The 21537-nt window shown below is 65.4% G+C and carries 22 protein-coding genes; 14 read left to right on the forward strand and 8 right to left on the reverse strand.

All coding sequences use genetic code 11. The annotated features are described in order from the left end of the window. Nucleotides 1–2: 2 nt before the first annotated feature. On the reverse strand, nt 3–803 hold the full coding sequence (gene pyrF / locus MUG98_RS11975; protein ID WP_265112336.1) for an orotidine-5'-phosphate decarboxylase: 801 nt from the start codon (nt 801–803) through the stop codon (nt 3–5). Nucleotides 804–964: 161 nt separating this feature from the next. Here pyrF and MUG98_RS11980 point away from each other — a divergent pair, with 161 nt between their 5' ends. After that, nucleotides 965–1243 carry a hypothetical protein gene (locus MUG98_RS11980; protein WP_265112337.1) on the forward strand — a complete coding sequence of 93 codons (279 nt, stop codon included), beginning with the start codon at nt 965–967 and terminating at the stop codon, nt 1241–1243. A gap of 61 nt (nt 1244–1304) precedes the next feature. On the opposite strand, the gene MUG98_RS11985 is transcribed toward MUG98_RS11980, so the two are convergent. Then, entirely contained in the window at nt 1305–1724 is a 420-nt protein-coding gene (locus MUG98_RS11985) for a VOC family protein (protein WP_265112338.1), read from the reverse strand. Nucleotides 1725–2014: 290 nt separating this feature from the next. Here MUG98_RS11985 and MUG98_RS11990 point away from each other — a divergent pair, with 290 nt between their 5' ends. The 5 genes from MUG98_RS11990 (at nt 2015) to MUG98_RS12010 (ending at nt 5832) form a co-directional block, all read left to right on the forward strand. After that, a complete protein-coding gene (locus MUG98_RS11990) occupies nt 2015–2716 on the forward strand; it encodes an SDR family NAD(P)-dependent oxidoreductase (protein WP_265112339.1) in 702 nt (233 codons plus the stop codon). A 58-nt stretch (nt 2717–2774) separates the two neighbouring features. After that, nucleotides 2775–3143: a methylglyoxal synthase gene (locus tag MUG98_RS11995; protein ID WP_265112340.1), complete on the forward strand. Its 369-nt coding sequence runs from the start codon at nt 2775–2777 to the stop codon at nt 3141–3143. A gap of 100 nt (nt 3144–3243) precedes the next feature. Continuing rightward, nucleotides 3244–3738 (forward strand): cation:proton antiporter regulatory subunit, encoded by a 495-nt coding sequence (locus MUG98_RS12000; RefSeq protein WP_265112341.1) that lies wholly within the window; start codon nt 3244–3246, stop codon nt 3736–3738. Between the two features lie 35 nt (nt 3739–3773). Then, nucleotides 3774–5054, forward strand: a complete 1281-nt coding sequence (locus MUG98_RS12005) for a cation:proton antiporter (protein ID WP_265112342.1) — start codon at nt 3774–3776, stop codon at nt 5052–5054. A gap of 109 nt (nt 5055–5163) precedes the next feature. Next, nucleotides 5164–5832, forward strand: a complete 669-nt coding sequence (locus MUG98_RS12010) for an HAD family hydrolase (RefSeq protein WP_265112343.1) — start codon at nt 5164–5166, stop codon at nt 5830–5832. A gap of 282 nt (nt 5833–6114) precedes the next feature. On the opposite strand, the gene MUG98_RS12015 is transcribed toward MUG98_RS12010, so the two are convergent. The 4 genes from MUG98_RS12015 to MUG98_RS12030 all read right to left on the reverse strand — a co-directional run bounded on the left by MUG98_RS12015 (nt 6115) and on the right by MUG98_RS12030 (nt 8403). After that, nucleotides 6115–6534 (reverse strand): DUF7993 family protein, encoded by a 420-nt coding sequence (locus tag MUG98_RS12015; RefSeq protein ID WP_265112344.1) that lies wholly within the window; start codon nt 6532–6534, stop codon nt 6115–6117. Nucleotides 6535–6558: 24 nt separating this feature from the next. Beyond that, complete coding sequence (locus MUG98_RS12020) at nt 6559–7011, reverse strand: DUF2240 family protein (RefSeq protein ID WP_265112345.1); 453 nt, start codon at nt 7009–7011, stop codon at nt 6559–6561. Between the two features lie 81 nt (nt 7012–7092). Next, complete coding sequence (locus tag MUG98_RS12025) at nt 7093–7740, reverse strand: ribonuclease H family protein (protein ID WP_265112346.1); 648 nt, start codon at nt 7738–7740, stop codon at nt 7093–7095. Between the two features lie 150 nt (nt 7741–7890). Beyond that, complete coding sequence (locus MUG98_RS12030) at nt 7891–8403, reverse strand: DUF7529 family protein (RefSeq protein ID WP_265112347.1); 513 nt, start codon at nt 8401–8403, stop codon at nt 7891–7893. Between the two features lie 127 nt (nt 8404–8530). Here MUG98_RS12030 and MUG98_RS12035 point away from each other — a divergent pair, with 127 nt between their 5' ends. From MUG98_RS12035 to MUG98_RS12065, 7 genes are all read left to right on the forward strand, one after another. Beyond that, on the forward strand, nt 8531–11221 hold the full coding sequence (locus MUG98_RS12035; protein ID WP_265112348.1) for an ABC transporter ATP-binding protein: 2691 nt from the start codon (nt 8531–8533) through the stop codon (nt 11219–11221). A 70-nt stretch (nt 11222–11291) separates the two neighbouring features. Continuing rightward, complete coding sequence (locus MUG98_RS12040) at nt 11292–12950, forward strand: ABC transporter substrate-binding protein (RefSeq protein ID WP_265112349.1); 1659 nt, start codon at nt 11292–11294, stop codon at nt 12948–12950. 69 nt (nt 12951–13019) lie between these two features. Next, nucleotides 13020–14063 (forward strand): ABC transporter permease, encoded by a 1044-nt coding sequence (locus tag MUG98_RS12045; RefSeq protein ID WP_265112350.1) that lies wholly within the window; start codon nt 13020–13022, stop codon nt 14061–14063. Between the two features lies 1 nt (nt 14064). Continuing rightward, nucleotides 14065–15000, forward strand: a complete 936-nt coding sequence (locus tag MUG98_RS12050) for an ABC transporter permease (RefSeq protein WP_265112351.1) — start codon at nt 14065–14067, stop codon at nt 14998–15000. An 8-nt stretch (nt 15001–15008) separates the two neighbouring features. Further along, on the forward strand, nt 15009–15341 hold the full coding sequence (locus MUG98_RS12055; protein ID WP_265112352.1) for a DUF7268 family protein: 333 nt from the start codon (nt 15009–15011) through the stop codon (nt 15339–15341). Nucleotides 15342–15471: 130 nt separating this feature from the next. Further along, nucleotides 15472–15837 (forward strand): DUF7344 domain-containing protein, encoded by a 366-nt coding sequence (locus MUG98_RS12060; protein ID WP_265112353.1) that lies wholly within the window; start codon nt 15472–15474, stop codon nt 15835–15837. 185 nt (nt 15838–16022) lie between these two features. Then, on the forward strand, nt 16023–16949 hold the full coding sequence (locus tag MUG98_RS12065) for a DMT family transporter (protein WP_265112354.1): 927 nt from the start codon (nt 16023–16025) through the stop codon (nt 16947–16949). A gap of 76 nt (nt 16950–17025) precedes the next feature. On the opposite strand, the gene MUG98_RS12070 is transcribed toward MUG98_RS12065, so the two are convergent. Together MUG98_RS12070 and MUG98_RS12075 are read right to left on the reverse strand one after the other, a co-directional pair. Further along, complete coding sequence (locus MUG98_RS12070) at nt 17026–17298, reverse strand: DUF8028 family protein (RefSeq protein WP_265112355.1); 273 nt, start codon at nt 17296–17298, stop codon at nt 17026–17028. Nucleotides 17299–17691: 393 nt separating this feature from the next. After that, nucleotides 17692–19920: a CDC48 family AAA ATPase gene (locus MUG98_RS12075; RefSeq protein ID WP_265112356.1), complete on the reverse strand. Its 2229-nt coding sequence runs from the start codon at nt 19918–19920 to the stop codon at nt 17692–17694. A gap of 201 nt (nt 19921–20121) precedes the next feature. Between MUG98_RS12075 and larC the strand changes: the two genes are divergently transcribed. After that, nucleotides 20122–21534 (forward strand): nickel pincer cofactor biosynthesis protein LarC, encoded by a 1413-nt coding sequence (larC, locus tag MUG98_RS12080; RefSeq protein ID WP_265112357.1) that lies wholly within the window; start codon nt 20122–20124, stop codon nt 21532–21534. Nucleotides 21535–21537 lie beyond the last annotated feature (3 nt).

Below are 21537 nucleotides of genomic sequence, written 5' to 3' on the forward strand. Positions count from 1 at the left end.
AGTCACTCGCGGTACTGGTTCAGGCGTCGTTTCAACCGTTTCGCCGCCTGGCCGCTCGCCGCGGCGAACCCCTCGCCCTCGTCTTCGCCCGCGAAGATGATCCCCCGCGAGGAGTTGACGAGGCCGATACCGTCGGCCAGACCGTACTCGACCGCCGCTTCGGCGTCGCCACCCTGTGCGCCGACGCCGGGGACGAGGAAGGGCAGGTCGGGAACCCGTTCACGGATCGCCTCGAGCTCGTCGGGGGTCGTCGCGCCGACGACGAGGCCCACGTTGTCGTTCTCGTTCCACAGGTCAGCCAGCGCGGCGACCCGTTCGTAGACGGCTTCGCCGCTCGCGAGTTCGAGGTCCTGCAGGTCTTCGCCACCCGGATTGGAGGTGCGACAGAGGACGAACACGCCGGACTCCTCGTCCGCCAGGAACGGCTGCAGGGAGTCCCGGCCCATGTACGGGTTGACCGTGATGGCGTCGACCGTCTCGAGCATCTGGGCGTACTGGCGGGTCGTGTTCCCGATGTCGGCCCGTTTGGCGTCCAGGAGGACGGGGACGTCCTTCCCGTGGGCGTACGCGATCGTCTCCTCGAGGGCGCGCCAGCCGTCCGGATCCTCGTAGAAGGCCGCGTTGGGTTTGTACACCGCAGCGTGGTCGTGGGTCGCGTCGATGATCCGACGGTTGAACGCCCACCGGGGAAGATCGTACTCTCGCAGGTGGTCCGGGATGCGCGACGGATCCGGGTCGAGTCCGACGCTCACGACGCTGTCGACCGTGTGGATCCGGTCGTGCAGTCGATCGAAGAAGTTCATGGACGCGAGTGGCCGCCCGACGGTCGAAAAGGTTGCCATACGGTCTGACACCTGCCGGATCGGTCGTCACTCGAAGCGACCGATTCCTGTGAGTGAATCACTCTCTAACTCCAAATTCTTTAGACAGTACCTACTTCGTGACCATTGTCGACGATCACGGTATGCAACTACAACGGCAGATGACGTCGTTTACACGACTCGGTCGGCTCCGGGATCGCGTTCGATCGACGCTCTCCCCGGAAACTGACGGGGCCGCGAGTACGGCGGACGCCGACCGACGGGATGAGGGATCGGAGCCGACGGATTCGTCCGCACGCTCCGTCGGGAACCTCTTCCATTGCTCGACCTGCGCCGTCGTCTACATCGCCGCCGAAAAACAGGTCTGCTCGGAGTGTGAGTGCGAGGTCGAACAGGTTCGATCGACGCTCGCGTGCCGGTAAGGGCGACGATCCCGCGTATCAGCACGATCGACCTCGCGTGTGTCAGCAATCCGATCGCCGCTCAGGCCTCGAGCACTTCGACCAGGTTGTCCTCGGGATCGCGGAGGAACAGGATCGAGGTGCCGGTCCCGGTGGTTCGCGGCTCGCTGATCGTCGGAACGTCGTCGGGGAGGTCGTCGTAGAACTCGTCGAGGTCGTCGACCTCGAAGCCGACGTGTGTCGCGCCCGGTTGGTTGAGCCCGGCGGCCGGTGATTCGCGCGCTACCGGTTCGTACTCGACGAGTTCGAGTCGCACCCCGTCGGCAGCGAGGTGAACGAACCGGGCACTCGCTCCGTCGACGCCGACGGCGTCGGCGAACGCCTCGCCGTCGACGCTGAACCTGTCGGTGACGTCGAGTCCGAGGACGTCCCGGTAGAACGGCAGGGTCGCTTCGAGATCGTTGACGGTGATACCGACGTGATGGGCGCCGAGAGCTGTCATCGGATGGACCGTACGACCCTGCAGGAAAAACGCTTCCGTCTGATCGGTCAGACGCGTCGGGAAGAGAATCGATCCGAACGGGGTCGGCCCAGACGACGACTCTCGGGACGCGACACCGGCAGCCGGGGCCCTGGGTCGCCGTCACGATCGGTCCGGGGCCGAGTCCGTCGCCCCGTCCGAGAGCGAATCGGTAACGGCTGACGGTGGCGGTGGAGCCGTCTCCGAGCGTTCCGTCGACGGATCGTCGTCCCCCGAACAACGTTTTGAGGAACGTGATCGTTTCTCATTCCATGGCGCACACAGCTGTGATCGCCGGCGTCGGTCCCGGACTCGGAGAATCGCTCGCCCGCAAATTCGTCGACGAGGGCTGTCGAGTCGGCCTGTTTGCCCGCTCGACGGACTACCTCGAGGAGCTTGCGACCGACCTCGGTGACGACGCGGTCGCCGTGCCGACGGACATCACGGATCCGGAAGCGGTCGAGGCGGGCTTTCGGGAAGTTCGCGACGCGTTCGGCCCCGTCGATATCCTCGTCAATCACGCGAGCGGCGGATCGTGGAAGGGAGTTCGGGACGTTTCCCCGGACGAGTTCGAACGAGCGTGGCGCGTCTCCGCGTACGGCGCCCTGCTGTGCACACGGGAGGCCGTCGACGACATGCTCGCCGAGGACGGTGGCACCGTCGTCTTCACCGGCGCGACCTCGGCGGTTCGCGGTCGCGGCGGCGCGCTCGGTTTCAGCGCGGCCAAGTTCGCAGTCCGGGGGATGGCCGAATCGTTGGCCCGCGAGCTCGGCCCCGACGGGGTTCACGTCGCCCACGTCGTGATCGACGGCCAGATCGAACCCCCGGCAGTCCGGGAGTCACAACCCGATCGTGAGGGGGCGGAGTTCCTCGATCCGGACGCGATCGCGGATTCGTACTGGCACCTCGTCACGCAGGATCGATCGGCGTGGACGCTCGAACTCGATCTCCGGCCGCACGTGGAGGAGTTTTGAGGGGACGGCTCACTCGGCGTTGGGCTAGCATTATTTTCGCGGCGGCCAACCGCTCGGTATGACGCGCGTTGCGCTCATCGCTCACGACGAGAAGAAACCGGATCTGATCGAGTTCGCGCTGAATCACGAAGCGCAGTTGCGGGAATACGACCTGCTCGCGACCGGCACGACCGGGCAGCGACTGATAGAAGCGACGGACCTCGACATCGAACGCAAGGAGTCGGGACCGCTCGGCGGAGACCTCCAGATCGGGGCGGAAGTCGCGGCCGATCTGCTCGACGGGATCGTCTTCCTGCGCGATCCGCTACGGGCCCAGCCGCACGAACCGGACATCTCGGCGCTGTTGCGGATCTGCGACGTCCACGACACCGCGCTGGCGACGAACCTCGCGTCCGCGGAGTTCCTGATCGAGGGACTGGCCGAGTAGTCGCCGACCGATCCCTACCCGGGTGATCACCGCCACCGATCCTGTCGCCCCACTCACCAGTGTCACGTCCTTTATTATCGCACAGTCCGCTCATTCGTGTATGACCATTTACGAGAGCGACCTCCCCGGCGTCGGGAAGAAATTCGAGGTCGAACTCGACGACGGCAGTCGTCTCGTCATCGTGACCCACAATACGGGGAAACGGGAGGTCTACATGAAGGCGAGCGCGGACGCCGACGGCGACAAACTGTTCGAGGCGTCCGATCGGCTCGCCCGCAAGATCGGCACGATCCTCGAGGGGGCGTACTTCCAGCCGGTCCAGACCGAGCAAGTGGAGACGATGCTCTCCGACGAGACCTACCTCGAGTGGTACGGCGTCACCGAGAACGCCGAAATCGCCGGACAGAGTCTCGCCAAAGCGCGGGTGCGCGAGCGTACGGGCGTCTCCATCGTCGCCATTCAGCGCGGGGACGAGCTGATCTCGCCGCCGACGCCGGAGACGGTACTCGAGGTCGGCGACACGCTCGTCGTCATCGGCGACCGCGAGGATTGCCTCGAGTTCGAGGCGTTACTCGGCGACGATCACAGGGCCTGAACAACCGATGCTGGCAACGTCGGAGGTGAGACCCAGTGGCAGCTGAATCGACCGCACTGATCGACCTCGGCGTCCTGTTCGCCGCCGTGGCGATCGCGGGCCTCGTCGCACAGCGGATCAACCAGTCCGTGATTCCCTTCTACATCCTCGTCGGGATGGTGCTTGGCGAGTACGTGCTCGGACGGCTCGACTTCCCGGCGCTTCTGGGTACGGAACTCGTTCCGCACGGCTCCGAACTCGCGCTCCTCGAGACCGAGTTCATCTACCTCGGTGCGGAGATCGGGATCGTCCTCCTGCTCTTCTTCCTCGGACTGGAGTTCAACCTCGATCGACTGATCGCCGCCAGAGACCGGATCGGAAAGGCCGGAACCTGGGACCTCGGGATCAACTTCGGACTCGGGTTCGTTCTCGGCTGGGCGATCTTCGGCTCGTTCCTGCCCGCGTTCCTCACCGGGGGGATCGTCTACATCTCCTCGAGTGCGATCATCACGAAGTCGCTGATCGACCTCGGCTGGATCGCGAACGACGAGGCGGAACCGATGCTGGGGACGCTCGTCTACGAGGACCTCTTTATCGCGGTGTACCTGTCGATCGCGACGGCGCTCGTCTTCGGCGGCGGCGACGTCGTCGAGGCCGTCGGCCAGATCGGAGTCGCGATCGGGTTCATCCTCGTCCTGCTCCTGCTGGTCTACCTCGGGACCGAGTGGTTCCAGCGCGCGCTCGAGACCGATTCGCACGAGTTCACGACCCTGCGAGTGCTCGGGATCACGGTGCTCATCTCGGGCGCTGCACTCTCGATCGGCGTCAGCGAGGCCGTGGCCGCGTTCTTCGTCGGCATGGCCTTCTCCGCGACGGAGCACGTCCACGACCTCGAGAACCTGCTCGAGCCGCTCCGTGACACCTTCGCCGCGATCTTCTTCTTCTGGATCGGCCTCGTGACCGATCCGTCGCTGTTCCCCGGCGTCGCAGGACTCATCGTGGCCGCCGTCGCGGTGACGACCCCGACGAAACTGGTAAGCGGCTACCTCGGCGGCCGGATCTACGACCTCGACGAGCGCCGATCGGTTCGGGTCGGACTCGGAATGACCGTTCGCGGCGAGTTCTCGCTGATCATCGCGAGTGTCGCGCTCGCCGGGGCGGGGGCCGGACTCGCACAGGGCACAGCGGAGGAGATTTACGCCTTCGCCGTCGGCTACGTGCTGTTCATGAGCCTCCTCGGGACGACGCTCATGCAGTACTCGGATCGGATCGAGTCCGTCGTCGTTCCGAAACTCGAGCGCGTATCCGCGCCGACGCCACAACCGATCGACGACTGATCGACCGGATCCGTGGACGGTCGCGCGGTTCGCGGTCGCTCACGGCGTCACTGTTGCCCGGTCGTGCAGAAGGGATAGCTTCAACCGCTTCGAGGCCCCCGTAACGTCTATGCCACGGGCGGTCGTCTTCGACCTCGATTACACGCTCGCCGTCCCGCAGCGGGATCGGGCCGCGATCCTCTCGGAGGCGACCGAGGCCGCCGACGCGCCCGACCTCTCCCGGGACGACTACCTCGCGGCTCACCGCCGGAACCTCACCCGGGAGACCAGGGAACCCATTTTCGAGGACCTCCTCGCCGACCGGGACAGCGACGCCGATCCGGGGGAACTCGCACGCGCCTACCGCGAGACGATCGCGTCGGCACTCGAACCGCTCCCCGGCGTCGAGGGAATGCTCGATCGGCTTCGCGAGGCATATTGCGTCGGGCTTCTGACTAACGGTCCCGTCCGCGCCCAGCGGGACAAACTATCGACGCTGGACTGGGAGGACGCGTTCGACGCCGCGCTCGTCACCGGCGAACTCGAGGCCGGCAAACCGGACCCGCGGGCGTTCCAGGCGATCGCGGCGGAGTTGGGCGTCGATCCTGCGGACGCGGTCTACGTCGGCGACGAGATCGAAGCGGACGTCTACGGGGCGACCAACGCCGACATGGCGGTCATCCAGGTGCTCCGACCGAACGGTCCCGAGTCCGACCCGCGGGCGATCGGTCACGTCGAGCAAGCCGAGGTTGCGACGGCCGTGCCCCGAATTCTCGACTCGATGGAGGACGCGGGGTAGCAGTTCCCCGGGATCGCCAGCCGCTCGTGACCGCCGCCCACGAAACGCATATACGCGTCCCCGGTCTCCGGTCGGGTGATGACGGCAGATTACTACAACTGTAGTGAATGCGGGGCGCCACTGCACTACCGGACGACGAAGCACAACGGGTGTCCGAACTGCGATTTCATGCCGCTTCACGGCGCCGACTGACCGTTCCGGCCGATCGTCCTGCGATCGCGCGCCCCGATCGACCGGAATTTTCTCGGTCCCACAGCGACGCCATCGGGTCCGCTGGCCACGCTATTCGCGACCGTCGATCGATCGCGTCACCGTCTGAACGACGTCGCTCGCACGTTTGACCGCCGCTCCGCTCTCGACGAACACCAGCGTCTTCGGCGGTTCGGTCGCCTTCGGCCTGACGCGCAGGTCGACCGCCTCGGCCGCCTCGACCGCGACGTCCTGGCCGGCCTCGAATTCGAGGTGTGTCCGATCGTCGTGGACGAACACGCGTGCAAGTCGCTCCTCGGTCTCCGTGTCGGGTTCGTCTTCGACTCTCGTCACGGCCACGTCGTAGGCCCGCGCCCCGTCGACCGTCGGTTCGACGTCCCGATCGGCGTTCACGACCGCGATCCGATCGAGGACGCCGTCGTCGCGCCCGTCGAGTTCCGATGCGAGCAGTTCCCCGATCCGTCGGCCGTCGGTGACTCGATCCTCGACCATGTCGACCGATCGGTGCGGGAGTGCTTAACCGTCTTCGGTCAGGGCCGAGCGGGCGATCGGGGCGAGGTCGTCCACGTCGACCCCCTCGCGGTGTGCGTAAACGACGGCGGCGGCCTCGATGGTCAGTCCGAGTTCCTGCTGGAGGGTGTTGATCGCGCCGACGGCCACCTGTTTCTCGATTCCCTCCGCGACGAGCGCGTCGAGGACTCGTTCGAAGGCCGATCGTTCCTGCAGGAGGTCCTCGTCGGGGACGAAGTCGTCGGGGACCGTCACCGCCGCCGGGTCGAACGCGAGTTCCAGGTCGTCGCCGTCGCGGTCGAGCAACGACTCCCGGGTCGCGATGTCGATCAGCCGCTGTGCCTGGTCGGGCGAGAACCAGTCCCGATCGAGCGAGAGCGCGACGACGAACTCGTTCTCCCGGAGGCGTCGGCTACCGTTCTGGACGAACGGCGCGGCCACGGCGACGCGAAGACTCATCGAGGACGACTCTCTGGAGCGACGAAATAACGATAGCGGTTCCGGTCGAGTCAGACCGGTCCGCGGGTGACGGCCCCGCGGCTAATCGGACGCCCGACCGCCACCGTTGCCACCGTTCCGATCGGCGCGGGACGGCGGCGGGAACTCCGTCACACCGGTCGGTTCCGGCGGTTCGGGAAGGACACAGCGGTCCGGTTCGCGATTGACGTGTTCGTACTGGGTCGGTGCGTTCGCCAGCGGGTGTGCGGGATTCTGGTCGCTGTCGATCCGGGCGGCGCGGACCTCCTCGAAGGTGCTGAGCCGCGCCTGGACGCCTCTCCAGTGGTTCCGCGTCGCAGCGGGGACCGAGACCCGCTGTGGCGGGTTTCGATCCGGGTGGCTCGCCGCGAGGACGACGTTGTTGACGTTGCTCGCGAGCGCGTCGTGGTCGACGAGGACGCCGACGCTGGCGTCTCGCGGTGCACGGGCGGCGAGCACGTCGAGTCCGAGGTGGAGTGCCCGGTACTCGGCCACGTTGTTGTCCGGCGGCGTGTCCGTGGTCGCGACGCGAGCGACACGGGTACCGTCGCGCGTTTCGATGACGGCGCCCAGCCCACCGCCCGACTCCCGGAAGGACCCGTCGGTAGCGACGTAGAAGTCACGGTGATGGGTGCGAGGGGGGTGGGCAATGTGCGGCGTGGGCGACTCGTCGAACAGGTCCCGCAAAGCGGACCGGCCGTGAGCGGCCATGAATAGCCGTAAGTCACTCCGTAACTTAATTGTTCTGTCTACGATAACATATCTCAAACTGCGTCGGCTATCGACCGAGGAAATTTCCGTCTCGGTCGGCCTCGCACGCCGGCCACCGGTGACGCGTGCCGGCCGTTCGGCGCGTATCGCTCAGGGGTCGGTCGGAACGAACGGAGATGGATCGGCCTGCGCGAACGTGAGCACCCGGTGCTGGTCGAGCGGCCGCACGTGTAGGCGGAGTTCCCCCTCGCGTTCGACCGTCTCCAGGAACGCCCGGGAACTCCGGACGTCGTAGTACCCGGGAACGAGGATGGCGGTTTCGGCGACGTCGTTCTCCAGCGCGGCGACGAAGAAGACGACGCCGTTTCGTTCGGCCCGGAACACGTCGACCTCGTCGAACTCGCCCGGCCCGTCGACGGCCGCGGCCGCGCGCTCGAACTCGTCGTCGGGAACGAGGACGTCGACGCCGGTACGGGCGTCGTCGCGTTGGACGTCCTGGTCGCCGACGGCGGTAACGTCTCCGGGGTGGCACTCGACCGCGTCCCAGCCGTCCTCCCGGTACGCGTCGGCGGTCACCTCCATGTCTTCGACGACCCGATCCCACGCGGGCGTGACCCGGTTCGCGACGGTTTCGACCGTTTCGGCGTCCTCGAACTCGTCCATACTCTCGGCCGGGGAAGCCACCGACAAAAAGTCTTCTGCTCGGGAACCGGCACGGCGGACGGCCGCCGGTTGTGTGTGAATTGTGACATACGAAAAGTTATAATCCGTCAGTACACCTCACCATATAGTGACTGATCTCCTGTCGATTTCCGACCTTCGGACGCAGTTTCGCACGGAACGCGGCGTGGTAAAAGCGGTCGATGGGATCGACCTCACCATCGAGCGGGGCGAGACCGTCGGTCTGGTGGGCGAGAGCGGGTCGGGCAAGAGCGTGACCGCTCTCTCGGCGATGCAACTCGTCGACGATCCGGGTGAGGTCGTCGACGGCGAGGTGTTGCTCCGGGATCCCGACCTCGCCGATCGTCTCGGCGAGAAGTACCCCGAGTACGCGAACCAGTTCGTCACCGACGGTGCCGTCGATCTCGCGAAGGCACCCGAAACGGTGATGCGCGACATCCGGGGCGGGGAGATGAGCATGATCTTCCAGGACCCGATGACGTCGCTCAACCCCGCGATGACCGTCGGCGAACAGGTCGCCGAGAGCCTGCAGTTGCACCGGTACGGTGGCAAGCGGAAGGATTCGTGGCTCAACGCGGTCCGTGAGGCGTTCCCGGGCAGGGACATCTCGGACGAGGTGATCGACGACATCGTCGAGATACTCGACGCGGTCGGCATCCCCGAACCCGAGGCCCGCCTGGAAGAGTATCCCCACGAGTTCTCCGGGGGAATGCGCCAGCGCGTGCTCATCGCCATCGCGCTCGCGTGCCGGCCCCAGTTGCTCGTCGCCGACGAGCCGACGACCGCGCTCGACGTCACCATCCAGGCCCAGATCCTCGACCTCATCAACGAGTTACAGGAGGATCTGGGCATGTCCGTGCTGTTCATCACGCACGACCTCGGCGTCGTCGCGGAGACCTGCGATCGGGTCGCCGTCATGTACGCCGGGGAAATCGTCGAGGAGGGGCCGGTCGAGGAAATCTTCCACAATCCCTCGCACCCGTACACGTACGCGCTACTGGAGTCGATTCCCAGGGAGGACACGGATCGTCTCTACCCCATCGAGGGGAACGTCCCGGACCTCATCGACATGCCCGACGGGTGTCACTTCGCCCCGCGGTGTCCGTGGGCGACGGAGGAGTGCACCGCCGGGGAGATACCGAACCTCCAGCACGGGCCGGACGACGTCGATCACACCGCCAAGTGCGTCCTCGAATCGTTCGACGAGAGCGAGTACGGGGCCGACGCGCCGCAGGTGTCGGCCGAGTCGAAGACGTTCGACGGGGAGCCGCTGATGCACGTCGACGGCCTCCGCAAGCACTTTTCGCGGGCGGACGACTTGCTCGACGAGTGGTTCGCGACGGAGCCACAGACGGTCAAAGCCGTCGACGACGTTTCGTTCGACATCTACGAGGGCGAGACCCTGGGGCTCGTCGGCGAGTCCGGTTGCGGAAAATCGACGACGGGACGGTCAATCCTCCGATTGCTCGAACCGACCGACGGTACCGTCGTCTTCTCCGGCGACGACCTGACTGCGCTCGACGGCGACGACCTCCGCGCGAAGCGTCGTGACCTCCAGATGATCTTTCAGGACCCGCTGTCGTCGCTGGACCCGCGGATGACCGTCGGGCAGACGATAACCGAGCCGCTGAAGATACACGGTCTCCCCGAGTCCGACCCGGACGTCGAACCCGTCGCCGACGTCACGAACGAAACCGGCCGCAACGTGACCGTGCACCTGGCCGACGACGTGGACGTGATCGTCGACGCAGAGGCGGGTACCGCCCGCGTTCCGGTGACGGTGCGTCGGGCGGAGTCGGACGACGGCGATCGGACGGTCGAGGTCGACCTCCCGGCCGGACTCGAGGCGTCCGTCACGGAACGGAACGCGGAAGTCGAGGTATCCGTGTCGGTCGCCTGGTCGCGAAACCGGATCCGACGGGAACGCGTCTTCGAACTCGTCGACGCCGTCGGACTCTCGGGGGACCAGATCGATCGCTATCCCCACGAACTTTCCGGCGGCCAGCGACAGCGCGTCGGCATCGCACGGGCACTCGCGGTGGATCCCGACTTCATCGTCGCCGACGAACCGGTGTCGGCGCTCGACGTGTCCGTCCAGGCACAGATCCTGAACCTCCTGGAGGATCTCCAAGAGGAGTTCGGCCTGACGTACCTGTTCATCGCACACGATCTGAGCGTCGTCCGGCACATCTGCGACCGCGTCGCGGTCATGTATCTGGGGAAGATCGTCGAGGCCGCGACGACGACCGAACTCTTCGAGGATCCACAACACCCCTACACGCAGGCACTGCTGTCGTCGATCCCACGACCGGATCCGCTGGCCGAGACCGAAGGGCGGATCATCCTCAAAGGGGACGTTCCAAGCCCGATCGACCCTCCGTCGGGGTGTAGCTTCCGCACCCGCTGTCCGAAGATCATCCCGCCGGCCGACCTGCAGACCGACCAGGAGAGCTACCGGGCGGCGATGGACTTCCGCGAGCGCGTCGAGAACCGCGATATTCAGGTCGACGTGGCTCGCGAGGCCGCTCCCGACGAGGGCGAACGGGCGACCGTCGCGGCTACCGACGGCGGATCGTCGGACGCCGTCGTCGAGAGTCTGCTCGATCGAGAGTTCGAGGAGCGACCGACGGGCGAGGTCGGCGACGTCGTCAGGCGGGCGTGCGAGCACGTCGTCGACGGCGACTGGGACGCAGCGTCGAACCTACTGCGCGAGCGATTCGAGAGTCCGTGCGAGCGCGAGGAACCCGATCGGGGGGAGGGACGGCATCAGGCGGCATGTCACCTCGTCAACAACAACTAACGGGCCGGTTTTATAGGCTGAGTCTACCTTTCCGGTATATTTATAATTACGCTACAGCAAACGACGGGGCATGCCACGCGATATCGACCGGCGAAGCTTCTTGAAAGCAGCGGGGGGAGCCTCCGTAGCAACCACGATGACGGCAGGATGTATCGACTCGCTGAGCGGCGGCGGTGGTGGCGACACGCTGGTCTACGCTCGGGGTGACCACCCGGAGAACTACGATCCGCAACAGACGACCAGCGGCGAGGTCGCGAAGGTCACGAACCAGATTTTCGACCAACTCATCAAGTTCGAGCCCGGCAGCGGCGGCCAGCTCATAGACGGACTGGCGACGGAGTACGGCCTCGACGGGACGACGGCGTCGATCACGCTCCGCGAGGGCGTGACCTTCCACAGCGGCGAAGATTTCACCGCGGAGGACGTCCGCGCGACCATTCGCCGGTTCATCGACGAAGACTACGAGTACTACCTGGGTGAAGAGAGATCCGGGTACGGTCCGTTCACGTTCGGTAACTGGGTCGAAAGCGTCGAGGTCGAGTCAGATTACGAGCTTTCGATCGAACTGACCCAGCAGTACGCGCCGTTCCTGCGTAATCTGGCGATGTTCGCGGCGGCCATCCTCTCGAAGGCCCAGATCGAATCGCTGGACGACCAGACGGAACTCGGCACCGATCCGAAGGGCACCGGCGCATTCGAGTTCGAAGAACTCGACAACGGCAACGAGCGCGTCCGACTCTCCGCCAACGGCGACTTCTGGGGCGAGGGGCCGAACGTCGACGGGGTCGTGTTCAAGACCATCGGTCAGAACTCCACGCGCGTGCAGGACGTGGTCAACGGTGACTCCCACATCACCGACAACCTCGACTCCCAGTCCTCCCAGCAGGCCGACGACGCGGACACGGCGAGTCTGCTCTCGAAGGACGGCATCAACACCGGCTACATGGCGTTCAACATGGCGCGCGTCGAGGAATTCCGCGACAAAAACGTTCGCAAGGCCGTCAGCCTTGCGGTCAACACCGAAGCGATCGTCAACGACATCTACGAAGGGTTCGCCGCTCAGTCCAGCCAACCGCTTCCGCCGGACGTGATGGGGCACAACGGCGACCTCGATCCGTACCCGCAGGACAAGGACGAGGCGGAGTCGCTGCTGGAAGAGGCCGGCGCGACCGATCTCAGTTTCGAACTCGCCACGTTCTCGAACCCGCGCGGGTACAATCCCAGTCCCGTCGAAACGGCCAACCAGGTCAAGTCCGACCTCGAGGACATCGGGATGAGCGTCGAGATCAACCAGTTCTCGGACTTCAGTTCGTACCTCGACTACACCGATCAGGGTCGCCACGACGCGTGTTTCCTCGGCTGGTACACCGACAACGCCGATCCGGACAACTTCCTGTACGTCTTACTCGACCCGAAGGTCGACCTGGACGCAGTTCCCGACGGTCAGGACTGGGTCAGCTTCGACACGGAGGGGTACAGCACTCTCAACGTGTCCGCGTGGGCGAACACCGAGTACATGGAGACGGTCCGAGAGGCCCAGTCCACCTACGACGAGGCCACTCGCCAGGAACTCTACCAGGAGGCGAGCGCACTTGCCAACGAGGAGGCGCCGTGGGTGTTCATCGACTACGCACAGACCCTGCGGGCCGCGAACGAGGCGGTCGCCGAGGACTCGTATACCATCAGTTCCGTCGGCGGCCCGTTCCTCAATCGGGTCTCGCTGAACTGATTCGGTGATGCCCGGTCCGGATAACAAGCATTTTATCCGGTCCGGAATACGTATACGTCGTCTCATAACATGGTCTCGAAGCGGTACGTCCTGAAGCGGCTGTTGTTGCTCGTCCCGGTGTTGTTCGGGGTGGCGTCGCTAGTGTTCGCCATCCTCCACCTCTCGCCGGGCGATCCGGCCCGCCTCATCGTCGGGCAACGGGCACCGGCGTCACAGGTCGAAGCCGTGCGTGAGAGCCTCGGGCTGAACGATCCGCTGTACGTTCAGTACGTGCGGTTCCTGCTCGACGCCGCCCAGTTCCAGTTCGGCGAATCGTACAAGGTGTCCCAGGGGAACCCGGTACGACAGGTCATCGCCACGCGCTTCCCGGTCACCATCGAACTGGCGCTGTACGGCCAGGCGATCGGGATCATGCTCGGCATTCCGCTGGGCGTGCTCTCGGCGGTAAAGCAGGACTCGCTCACGGACCACCTCACCCGCATCGGCGCACTCACCGGTATCTCGGTTCCGATCTACTGGTCCGGGCCGCTGCTCATCCTGTTTTTCTCCGCGTACCTCGGTCTCTTCCCGGCCGGGAGCCGCATCGGTTCGACGATCTTCCTCCCGGACACGTGGACGCTGTTCGGGAAGGAACTCCCGCTGACGGGGATAATCCTCCTCGATACGTTGTTGCTCGGGCGACTGGACGCGTGGCTGTCCGCCGTACACCACATGTTCCTGCCGTCGGTAACGATCGGCGTCTATTCGATGGCGCTCATCTCCCGGATGATGCGCTCGTCGATGCTCGAGGTCGTCAGGCAGGACTACATTCGGACGGCCCGCGCGAAGGGACAGGGCGCGAGGATAACCGTGCTGAAACATGGATTCCGGAACGCCTTCATTCCGGTCATCACCGTCATCGGGATCCAGTTCGGCACCCTGCTCGGCGGTGCGGTGCTGACCGAGACGGTGTTCGGAATCGGCGGGGTCGGGACGACCCTCGTCGAGGCCATAAGCGACAGCGATTACCCGGTCGTCCAGGGTATCGTGTTGACGTTCGCGCTGCTTTTCACCCTCGTGAACCTCGCGGTCGACCTCACGTACAGCCATCTCGATCCACGTATCCAGCAATAACATGAGTACTGACACAGCGATCACCAGGACCGACACCCGAAACACGCTCGAGCGGTTGCGCAACTCGCCGTTCCTCTCCCAGCTGCTGTCGAACCGACTCGCCCTCTTCGGGCTCGCGATCATCTTCGGAATGCTCGTCGTCGCCATCTACGCCCGGTTCTTCTACGACGTCGACACCCTCGCGAGTTCCCGACTCGGCGGCACGATCCCCGACCGTGCGCCGCCGTACTGGACGGGCAAGGCCAGCTCGGCCGGACTATTCGGGACCGACGCGTCCGCACGAGACATCTTCACGCGGACGCTGTACGGTGCGTGGATCGCGCTGAAATTCGGAACGATCACGGTCGCGGTTTCGACGGCCGCCGGTGTCGGGCTGGGGATCATCGCCGCCTACTACGGCGGCTGGGTCGACAACGTCATCATGCGGACGATGGACGTCCTGTTGGCGTTCCCGTCGCTGTTGCTTGCGCTGGCGCTGGTGGCCATCTTCGGGGCCGGCCTCTGGAAGGCGGTTATCGCGCTGATACTGGTGTACACGCCCCGGTTCGCGCGCGTCGTCCGCGGGGCGTCCCTGAAGGTGCTCGAGGACGAGTACATCGACGCGACTGTGGCGCTCGGGGCGAAGGACCCTCGGGTACTCTTCAGGCACATCCTGCCGAACACGCTCGCCCCCATCACCGTCCAGTCCACGCTGAACTTCGGGCTCGCCATCATCGACCTCGCCGCGCTGTCGTTTCTCGGCTTCGGTGCCCAGGCTGGCACGCCGTCGTGGGGGCTGATGCTCTCGAACGGCGTCAAGAACGGGCTGCTCACCGGCAAGTGGTGGATGTCCTTCTTCCCGGGTCTGTTCCTCGCCATCACCGTCCTCGGGTTCAACCTGCTCGGTGACGGGATGCGTGACGCGCTCGACCCGCGGATGCGGGACACGGTCGAGTGACGGGGCCGATGCGCCGGGTGCGACTCGTCGTCGACGCGCTCGCCGCCGGCGCCGTCGTCGGCGTCCTCGTCGTTGCCGCGCTGATCGTGACCGGCGAGACGACCGCCCGCGCGTCGGAACTCGCCTTCGCGATCGGGGCGCTCGCGCTCGGCGTCGGCCTGCTCGGCTGGTCGGGAGCGGTAATGGCGGGTCGGGGTATCGAAACCATGCAGGATCACCTCGACGCGAGCACGAACTGGACGGAAGCGAAGTCCCGGCGAGCGATGGCGAGAGTCGGCGGGTTCGGCGGCGGGCTGATGGTCGGAAGCGCGCTCGTCGAGGTGATCGCGTACGGGCCGTGACCCGTCGAACGGCGGTACAGTCGGGCTTCGACGCGAAAACCGTCGTTCACCCGGGTGAGATCGGTATCTCCGGATCGAAGCCTATCTCTTTAGGCAGTGGGTGTATTAGCTGTGGGCCCCTGAAAGCGGTATGAGCCAGACAAAGGCCTCGCGAATGGAGGCCGCGTGTTCCTTACTCGCGGAGTCCGAGCGCCGATATCTCCTGTATCAGCTGGCCGAAACCGATCGAGCGAACCTCGATCACCTCATGACGCAGATCGCCGCCTGGAAACTGGACATCCCGCCGGCGCAGGTCGACGAGGATCTCAGACAGCGGGTCTACGTCTCGATGGTCCACAACCACCTGCCGCGCCTCGCGGACTACGACATCATCGAGTACGACCTGCGCAGCGGTGACATCGTCCTCGCGGAGGGATTTGACGACATCAAACCCCTGCTGGACCAGTTCAGACAGACCGAAGAAGAGGTCGAGATCCGTCAGCTACCGCCCCTCTAGGTCGGTGACGACTCGATCGACGGTCGGATCGCTACCGGGACGGAGTCGACGCCCCCAGTCGGATTTTCACAGGTGCGGTTGACGCGCTCGTCGGTCAGTTCTCCGACGGTACTGGACGGACACGATCGCCGGTCGCGAGGTTTTCGAATCGAAATACATAGGTCGGATCACCGTCGATCACCGGTGTGACTCGGTATCGTAATTTCGGGCTCTTCCTGACGCTCGCTGCGGTGTGGGGGACGGCGTTCGTCGCGATCAGTGCCGGGCTGGAGTACTTCCCGCCGGTCCTGTTCGCGGCGCTGCGTTACGACGTCGCAGGCGTGCTCATGCTCGGGTACGCCGCGTACGCCGTCGACGACTGGCGACCGTGCGGTCGCGCCGAGTGGGCCGTCGTCGGCGTCGGCGCTGTACTGCTGATCGCGGCCTACCACGCCTTCCTGTTCGTGGGCCAGCAGCACACGACGGCGGCCGCCGCGGCGATCCTCGTGAGTCTCTCGCCGGTGCTGACGACGGGATTCGCGCGTGCGCTGGTTCCGAGCGACGCGCTCTCGGTGGTCGGGGTCGTCGGCGTCTTCCTCGGTCTGGTCGGCGTCGCGGTCATCGCTGAGCCGGATCCGTCGAACCTCCTGGCGACGGACGTCGTGGCGAAGTTCCTGGTCTTCTGTGCTGCGGGCTCGTTCGCGCTCGGTAGCGTCCTCACCCGGCGGATCGACGCCTCGCTCCCGATCGAGACGATGGAAGCGTGGTCCATGCTCGGCGGCGCCGCGGTGATGCACCTCGTCAGTCTTGGCCTCGGCGAACCGATCGAGCCGGCGACGTGGACCCATCCGGAGGCGATCGGCGCGCTGGGCTATCTCGCACTCGTGGCCAGTGCGATCGGCTTTCTGCTGTACTTCGACCTGCTCGAACGACTCGGCGCCGTCGAGATCAACATGGTGTCGTACGTCGCACCCGTCTTCGCGGCGATCGTCGGCTGGCTCTATCTCGACGAGGTCGTCGACGCGACGACCCTCGCTGGCTTCGTGCTCATCGCGATCGGCTTCGTGCTCGTGAAACGACGGGCACTCCGCGAGGAAGTCGGGCACGTCCGGCGTCGACACTCGAGCGAGTGAGTTGACGGAGTCCCGCCGACGTGGACCCCCCGTACAGCGACCCTCCGCCACCCCCCAGTGGCAGCGAGCGATACCGTTAGCGTCTGTGCGCGTGGCCGACGTAGAGTGCGACGAGGTTCACGACGAGCAGGACGAGAAACGTCATGGTCTCTCTCGAGGTCGACAGTCCAGTCGCGAGCAGCGGAACGTACAGGAACGGCAGGACGATCGCAGCCCAGAAGCCCGTCTTGCGGATCGATGTCGCCATCGAGGGAACGATTCGCTCCAGTGCGCCCGTCTCGCCGGTATCGTCGGACGATTCGTCTGACCCGGCCGAACGCTGGTCGTGAGCAGTGGGGGAGTTCGACATGGAACGACGTGCACGTAGTATCGTTCCGATCACGGCCACATATATCGGCCCGATCGTTTCAGTTGTTTGGTACTCGTTCACAAAGATAAGGGGGAACTGAACTGACCGTTGTTCACTACGGGATCGGGTCGACGCGTTCGCGGGGTGATCCGCGGGCACGAACCCTCGACGACCGTTCAGAACGGCCGCACCTACGGACAATCGCCGGTTACACGATCGATACGGGCTCCGTTCGGTCGCCGCCGTGACCTCGGGATCCTATCGGGGGCCGGAACAGACGGGTCCGGACCGAACGGCGACGAACGAGCGTCTCACGCGCTGGAAACCGGTCTCGCTAGTTATCGGCGACGGTGCAGACCGAACGAGAACAGCGGTACCGCCCGAAGTGATCCCCTACTGGAAGCCGATCCGACTGCCGCGACGACCGGTCGGGTCCGGGCCGCTCGTCCCGCCCTGGAACTCCTCTTCGATCCGTTCGTAGTAGTCGAGGATGTCGTCGGTGATCGTCGGACGGACGTTCTCCATGGCCTTGCGGAAGTGGCGCATCTCGACGACCTCGGCCTCGTGGTCCTCGCGCAGGGCCTCGATGGCGGCCTCGCGGGCGATCGACTCGAGGTCGCTGCCGACGTAGCCGTCGGTGATCTCGGCGATCTCGGTCAGGTTGACGTCGGCCGCCAGCGGCGTGTCCTCGGTGTGGATGTCGAGGATGCGTTCGCGACCGTCCATGTCGGGTTCGCCGATCATCACGAGTCGATCGAACCGACCGGAGCGCAGGAGTGCGGGATCGATCATGTCCGGGCGGTTCGTCGCGCCGATGACCATCACGTTCTCCATCTCCTCCAGGCCGTCGAGTTCCGTGAGGAGTTGATTGACGACCCGCTCGGAGACGTTCGAACCGGTTTCACCGCCGCGACCGGGCGCGAGCGCGTCGAGTTCGTCGAAGAAGACCACCGTCGGGGAGACCTGCCGGGCCTTGCGGAAGGTCTGGCGGATGGCCTTCTCCGACTCGCCGACCCACTTCGAGAGCAGTTGCGGCCCGCGGACCGAGATGAAGTTGGCGTTGGTCTCGTTGGCGACCGCTTTCGCCATCAGGGTCTTCCCGGTCCCCGGCGGGCCGTACAGGAGGACGCCGGCCGGCGGATCGATTCCGAGCCGATCGAACCGTTCGGGGTTATTCAGCGGCCACTCGACCGACTCCTTGACCTTGTCTTTGGCCGTGTGGAGCCCCCCGACGTCGTCCCACGAGATCTTGGGCAACTCCACCAGGACCTCCCGCATCGCCGACGGTTCGACTTCGTTCAACGCGCCGCGGAAGTCCTCGCGCTTGACGATCATTCGATCGATCAGGCTCGGCGGGATGTCCTCCTCGTCGAGATCGATCTCGGGGAGGTAGCGTCGCAGCGCCTTCATCGCAGCCTCCTTGGTCAGGCTCTCGATGTCGGCGCCGACGAAGCCGTGGGTCTCGTCGGCGAGGTGGCCGAGGTTGACGTCGTCGGAGAGTGGCATCCCGCGGGTGTGGATCTGGAGGATTTCCTCGCGACCGACCTCGTCCGGGACGCCGATCTCGATCTCCCGATCGAACCGGCCCGGGCGACGCAGTGCGGGGTCGACGCTGTCGACGCGGTTGGTCGCCGCGATGACGATCACCTGACCGCGGGCCTCGAGGCCGTCCATCATGGTGAGCAACTGCGCGACGACGCGGCGCTCGACTTCGCCGGTGACGTCCTCCCGCTTGGGTGCGATCGAGTCGAGTTCGTCGATGAAGATGATCGACGGCGACTCCTCGCTCGCGTCCTCGAAGATCTCGCGTAACTGTTGTTCGGACTCGCCGTAGTACTTCGAGATGATCTCCGGGCCCGCGATGGAGAAGAAACTCGCGGAGGTCTCGTTGGCGACCGCTTTCGCCAGCAGGGTCTTCCCGGTGCCCGGCGGGCCGTGGAGCAGGACGCCCTGTGGCGGCTCGATCCCCAACTTCTTGAAGATCTGCGGGTGTTTCATCGGGAGTTCGACCATCTCCCGGACCCGCTGGATCTCGCCCTGGAGGCCGCCGATGTCCTCGTAGGTGATCCCGCCCCCGGTCTTCTCGAAGCCGGAGATCGGCTCCTCGCGGAGTTCGACGTCGGTATCCTCGGTGATGAGGACGACGCCTTCGGGTTCGGTTTCGACGGCGATCAGCGGGATGGCCTGGCCCGGCGATCGCATGAACGGGTGGTTCGTCGAGGACATCACCGGAACGATGTCGCGCCCGACGACCGGCCGTTTGAGGATCTGTCGTTTGACCATACCGGCGGCGTCGGAGCCGAACTGGACCGACGCCTCCTCGGGCGGCGCGAGCACCAGTTTGTCGGCTTTCGTCGCCTCGGCCTTGCGGATCGTCACCCGTTCACCGATTCCCACGTCGGCGTTCTGTCGGGTGAAGCCGTCGATGCGAACGGTGTCGGTGTTCCAGTCTTGCCGATCCGCACGCCACACCTTGGCGGCGGTGGTGTCTGCACCTTCGATCTCGATGATGTCGCCCGGGCTCAGCTTCAGATGTAACAGCGTGTCCGGGTCGAGTCGGGCGATACCACGACCCGAGTCGTTCGGGTATGCCTTCGCTACCTCCAGTTGGACTTCGTTCATGATTCGGGATGGACGGCGATGTCAGTGACTCCGATTCGGTGTCGGATAGGTTTTTTGCTAACGCGGGATTCAGCTTTGCCAAATGCTACCACATCAGAATGCGGGAGGAGGATACATAGATGTACCGGCCTCGGTTGGTTTTGATGACTCTTCGCGTCGTGAGGGGGTGGCTTTTTCACTTCCCCTGTCTCCCTGCTATTTATGAGAACGATCGCGTTCGACGGCCGGATGGGGGCGAGCGGTGACATGATCCTCGCAGCGCTCCTCGACGCCGGTGCGGACCCGGCCGTCCTGGATCCCGTGACGGCAGCCCTCGACCTCGAGTACCGATCCAGGGAGACGATCAAGAGCGGGATCGCCGCGACCACCGTCGACGTACTGCTCACCGATACCGATCGATCGGATGGCCACAGCCACGGTCTCGACGGCGACGAGTCCGATCACCCGGCCGATCACGGAGAACACGACCACCAGCACGGAGAACACGACCACACACACGATCACGACCACCAGCACGGTGACCACGATCACGAACGCGCTCACGAGGAACACGACCACGATCACGCCGACGGCGGCCACGGCCACGACGAGGGCCACGTTCACGCCGAGGGCCGCGGTCCCCACCGGAGTTACCTCGAGGTCTGCGAGATCGTCGAGGACATGGACCTCCCCACCGAGGTCGAACGGGACGCGCTCGCGATCTTCGAACTGCTCGGCGAGGCCGAGGCAAGCGTCCACGGCGAGTCGCTCGAGGACATCCACTTCCACGAGGTCGGCGCCGACGACGCGATCGCCGACGTCGTCGGGGCCGCCCTGCTGGTCGACGACCTCGAACCCGATCGTATCGTCACGACGCCGCTCGCGACCGGCGGCGGGACGGTCTCGATGAGCCACGGCGAGTACCCCGTCCCGACGCCAGCGGTGGTCGAGATTGCCCAGCGATCGGACTGGTCGCTGCGCGGTGGCCCCGTCGATGCGGAGTTGTTGACACCCACCGGTGCGGCGATTCTGGGGCACTACGCCGAGGGGGTGGAGTCGCTTCCCTCGATCGATCTCGAGTCGTCCGGCTACGGTGCCGGCGGGTATGATCTCGATCCTCATCCGAACGTGCTGCGGGTGCTGGTAGGCGATGGCGGCAGTGAGTTCGTCAAAGACGACATCGCCGTGCTCGAGACCAACCTCGACGACGCGACGCCGGAGGTGCTCGGTGGACTGCAAGAGTCGCTTTCGGACGTGGGTGCTCGGGACGTCTCGATTTTACCCGCGACGATGAAGAAGTCGCGGCCAGGACACCTCGTGAAGGTCATCTGCAAGCCCGACGATCGGGAGCGCGTCGCCCGACGGCTGGCCGAGGAGACGGGAACGCTCGGCGTACGAGACGCGGGCGCGACGCACCGGTGGATCGCCGAGCGGGAGTTCGAGACGGCCGAGATCGAGATCGACGACGAAACGTACGCGGTGACGGTGAAGATCGCCAGCGATGCAGCGGATGATGTCTACGACGTGAGTGCGGAGTACGACGACGCGGCTGCGATCGCTCGGGAGACGGACCGGCCCGTTCGCGAGATCGTCCGGCGGGCGGAACAGGTCGTACTGGACGATCGGGCCGACTGAAAA

This window comes from Halosolutus halophilus (assembly GCF_022869805.1).
Taxonomy (GTDB): domain Archaea; phylum Halobacteriota; class Halobacteria; order Halobacteriales; family Natrialbaceae; genus Halosolutus; species Halosolutus halophilus.

Bases quoted from the DNA above. Each gene is read 5' to 3' on its own strand.
- MUG98_RS12040 (WP_265112349.1), top strand. From the start codon at position 11,292: ATGCCACGCGATATCGACCGGCGAAGCTTCTTGAAAGCAGCGGGGGGA.
- MUG98_RS12070 (WP_265112355.1), bottom strand. From the start codon at position 17,298: ATGTCGAACTCCCCCACTGCTCACGACCAGCGTTCGGCCGGGTCAGAC.
- pyrF (WP_265112336.1), bottom strand. From the start codon at position 803: ATGAACTTCTTCGATCGACTGCACGACCGGATCCACACGGTCGACAGC.
- MUG98_RS12025 (WP_265112346.1), bottom strand. From the start codon at position 7,740: ATGGCCGCTCACGGCCGGTCCGCTTTGCGGGACCTGTTCGACGAGTCG.
- MUG98_RS11995 (WP_265112340.1), top strand. From the start codon at position 2,775: ATGACGCGCGTTGCGCTCATCGCTCACGACGAGAAGAAACCGGATCTG.
- MUG98_RS11985 (WP_265112338.1), bottom strand. From the start codon at position 1,724: ATGACAGCTCTCGGCGCCCATCACGTCGGTATCACCGTCAACGATCTC.
- MUG98_RS12030 (WP_265112347.1), bottom strand. From the start codon at position 8,403: ATGGACGAGTTCGAGGACGCCGAAACGGTCGAAACCGTCGCGAACCGG.
- MUG98_RS11980 (WP_265112337.1), top strand. From the start codon at position 965: ATGCAACTACAACGGCAGATGACGTCGTTTACACGACTCGGTCGGCTC.
- MUG98_RS12060 (WP_265112353.1), top strand. From the start codon at position 15,472: ATGAGCCAGACAAAGGCCTCGCGAATGGAGGCCGCGTGTTCCTTACTC.
- MUG98_RS12045 (WP_265112350.1), top strand. From the start codon at position 13,020: ATGGTCTCGAAGCGGTACGTCCTGAAGCGGCTGTTGTTGCTCGTCCCG.
- MUG98_RS11990 (WP_265112339.1), top strand. From the start codon at position 2,015: ATGGCGCACACAGCTGTGATCGCCGGCGTCGGTCCCGGACTCGGAGAA.
- MUG98_RS12020 (WP_265112345.1), bottom strand. From the start codon at position 7,011: ATGAGTCTTCGCGTCGCCGTGGCCGCGCCGTTCGTCCAGAACGGTAGC.
- MUG98_RS12015 (WP_265112344.1), bottom strand. From the start codon at position 6,534: ATGGTCGAGGATCGAGTCACCGACGGCCGACGGATCGGGGAACTGCTC.
- larC (WP_265112357.1), top strand. From the start codon at position 20,122: ATGAGAACGATCGCGTTCGACGGCCGGATGGGGGCGAGCGGTGACATG.
- MUG98_RS12010 (WP_265112343.1), top strand. From the start codon at position 5,164: ATGCCACGGGCGGTCGTCTTCGACCTCGATTACACGCTCGCCGTCCCG.
- MUG98_RS12000 (WP_265112341.1), top strand. From the start codon at position 3,244: ATGACCATTTACGAGAGCGACCTCCCCGGCGTCGGGAAGAAATTCGAG.
- MUG98_RS12055 (WP_265112352.1), top strand. From the start codon at position 15,009: ATGCGCCGGGTGCGACTCGTCGTCGACGCGCTCGCCGCCGGCGCCGTC.
- MUG98_RS12050 (WP_265112351.1), top strand. From the start codon at position 14,065: ATGAGTACTGACACAGCGATCACCAGGACCGACACCCGAAACACGCTC.
- MUG98_RS12075 (WP_265112356.1), bottom strand. From the start codon at position 19,920: ATGAACGAAGTCCAACTGGAGGTAGCGAAGGCATACCCGAACGACTCG.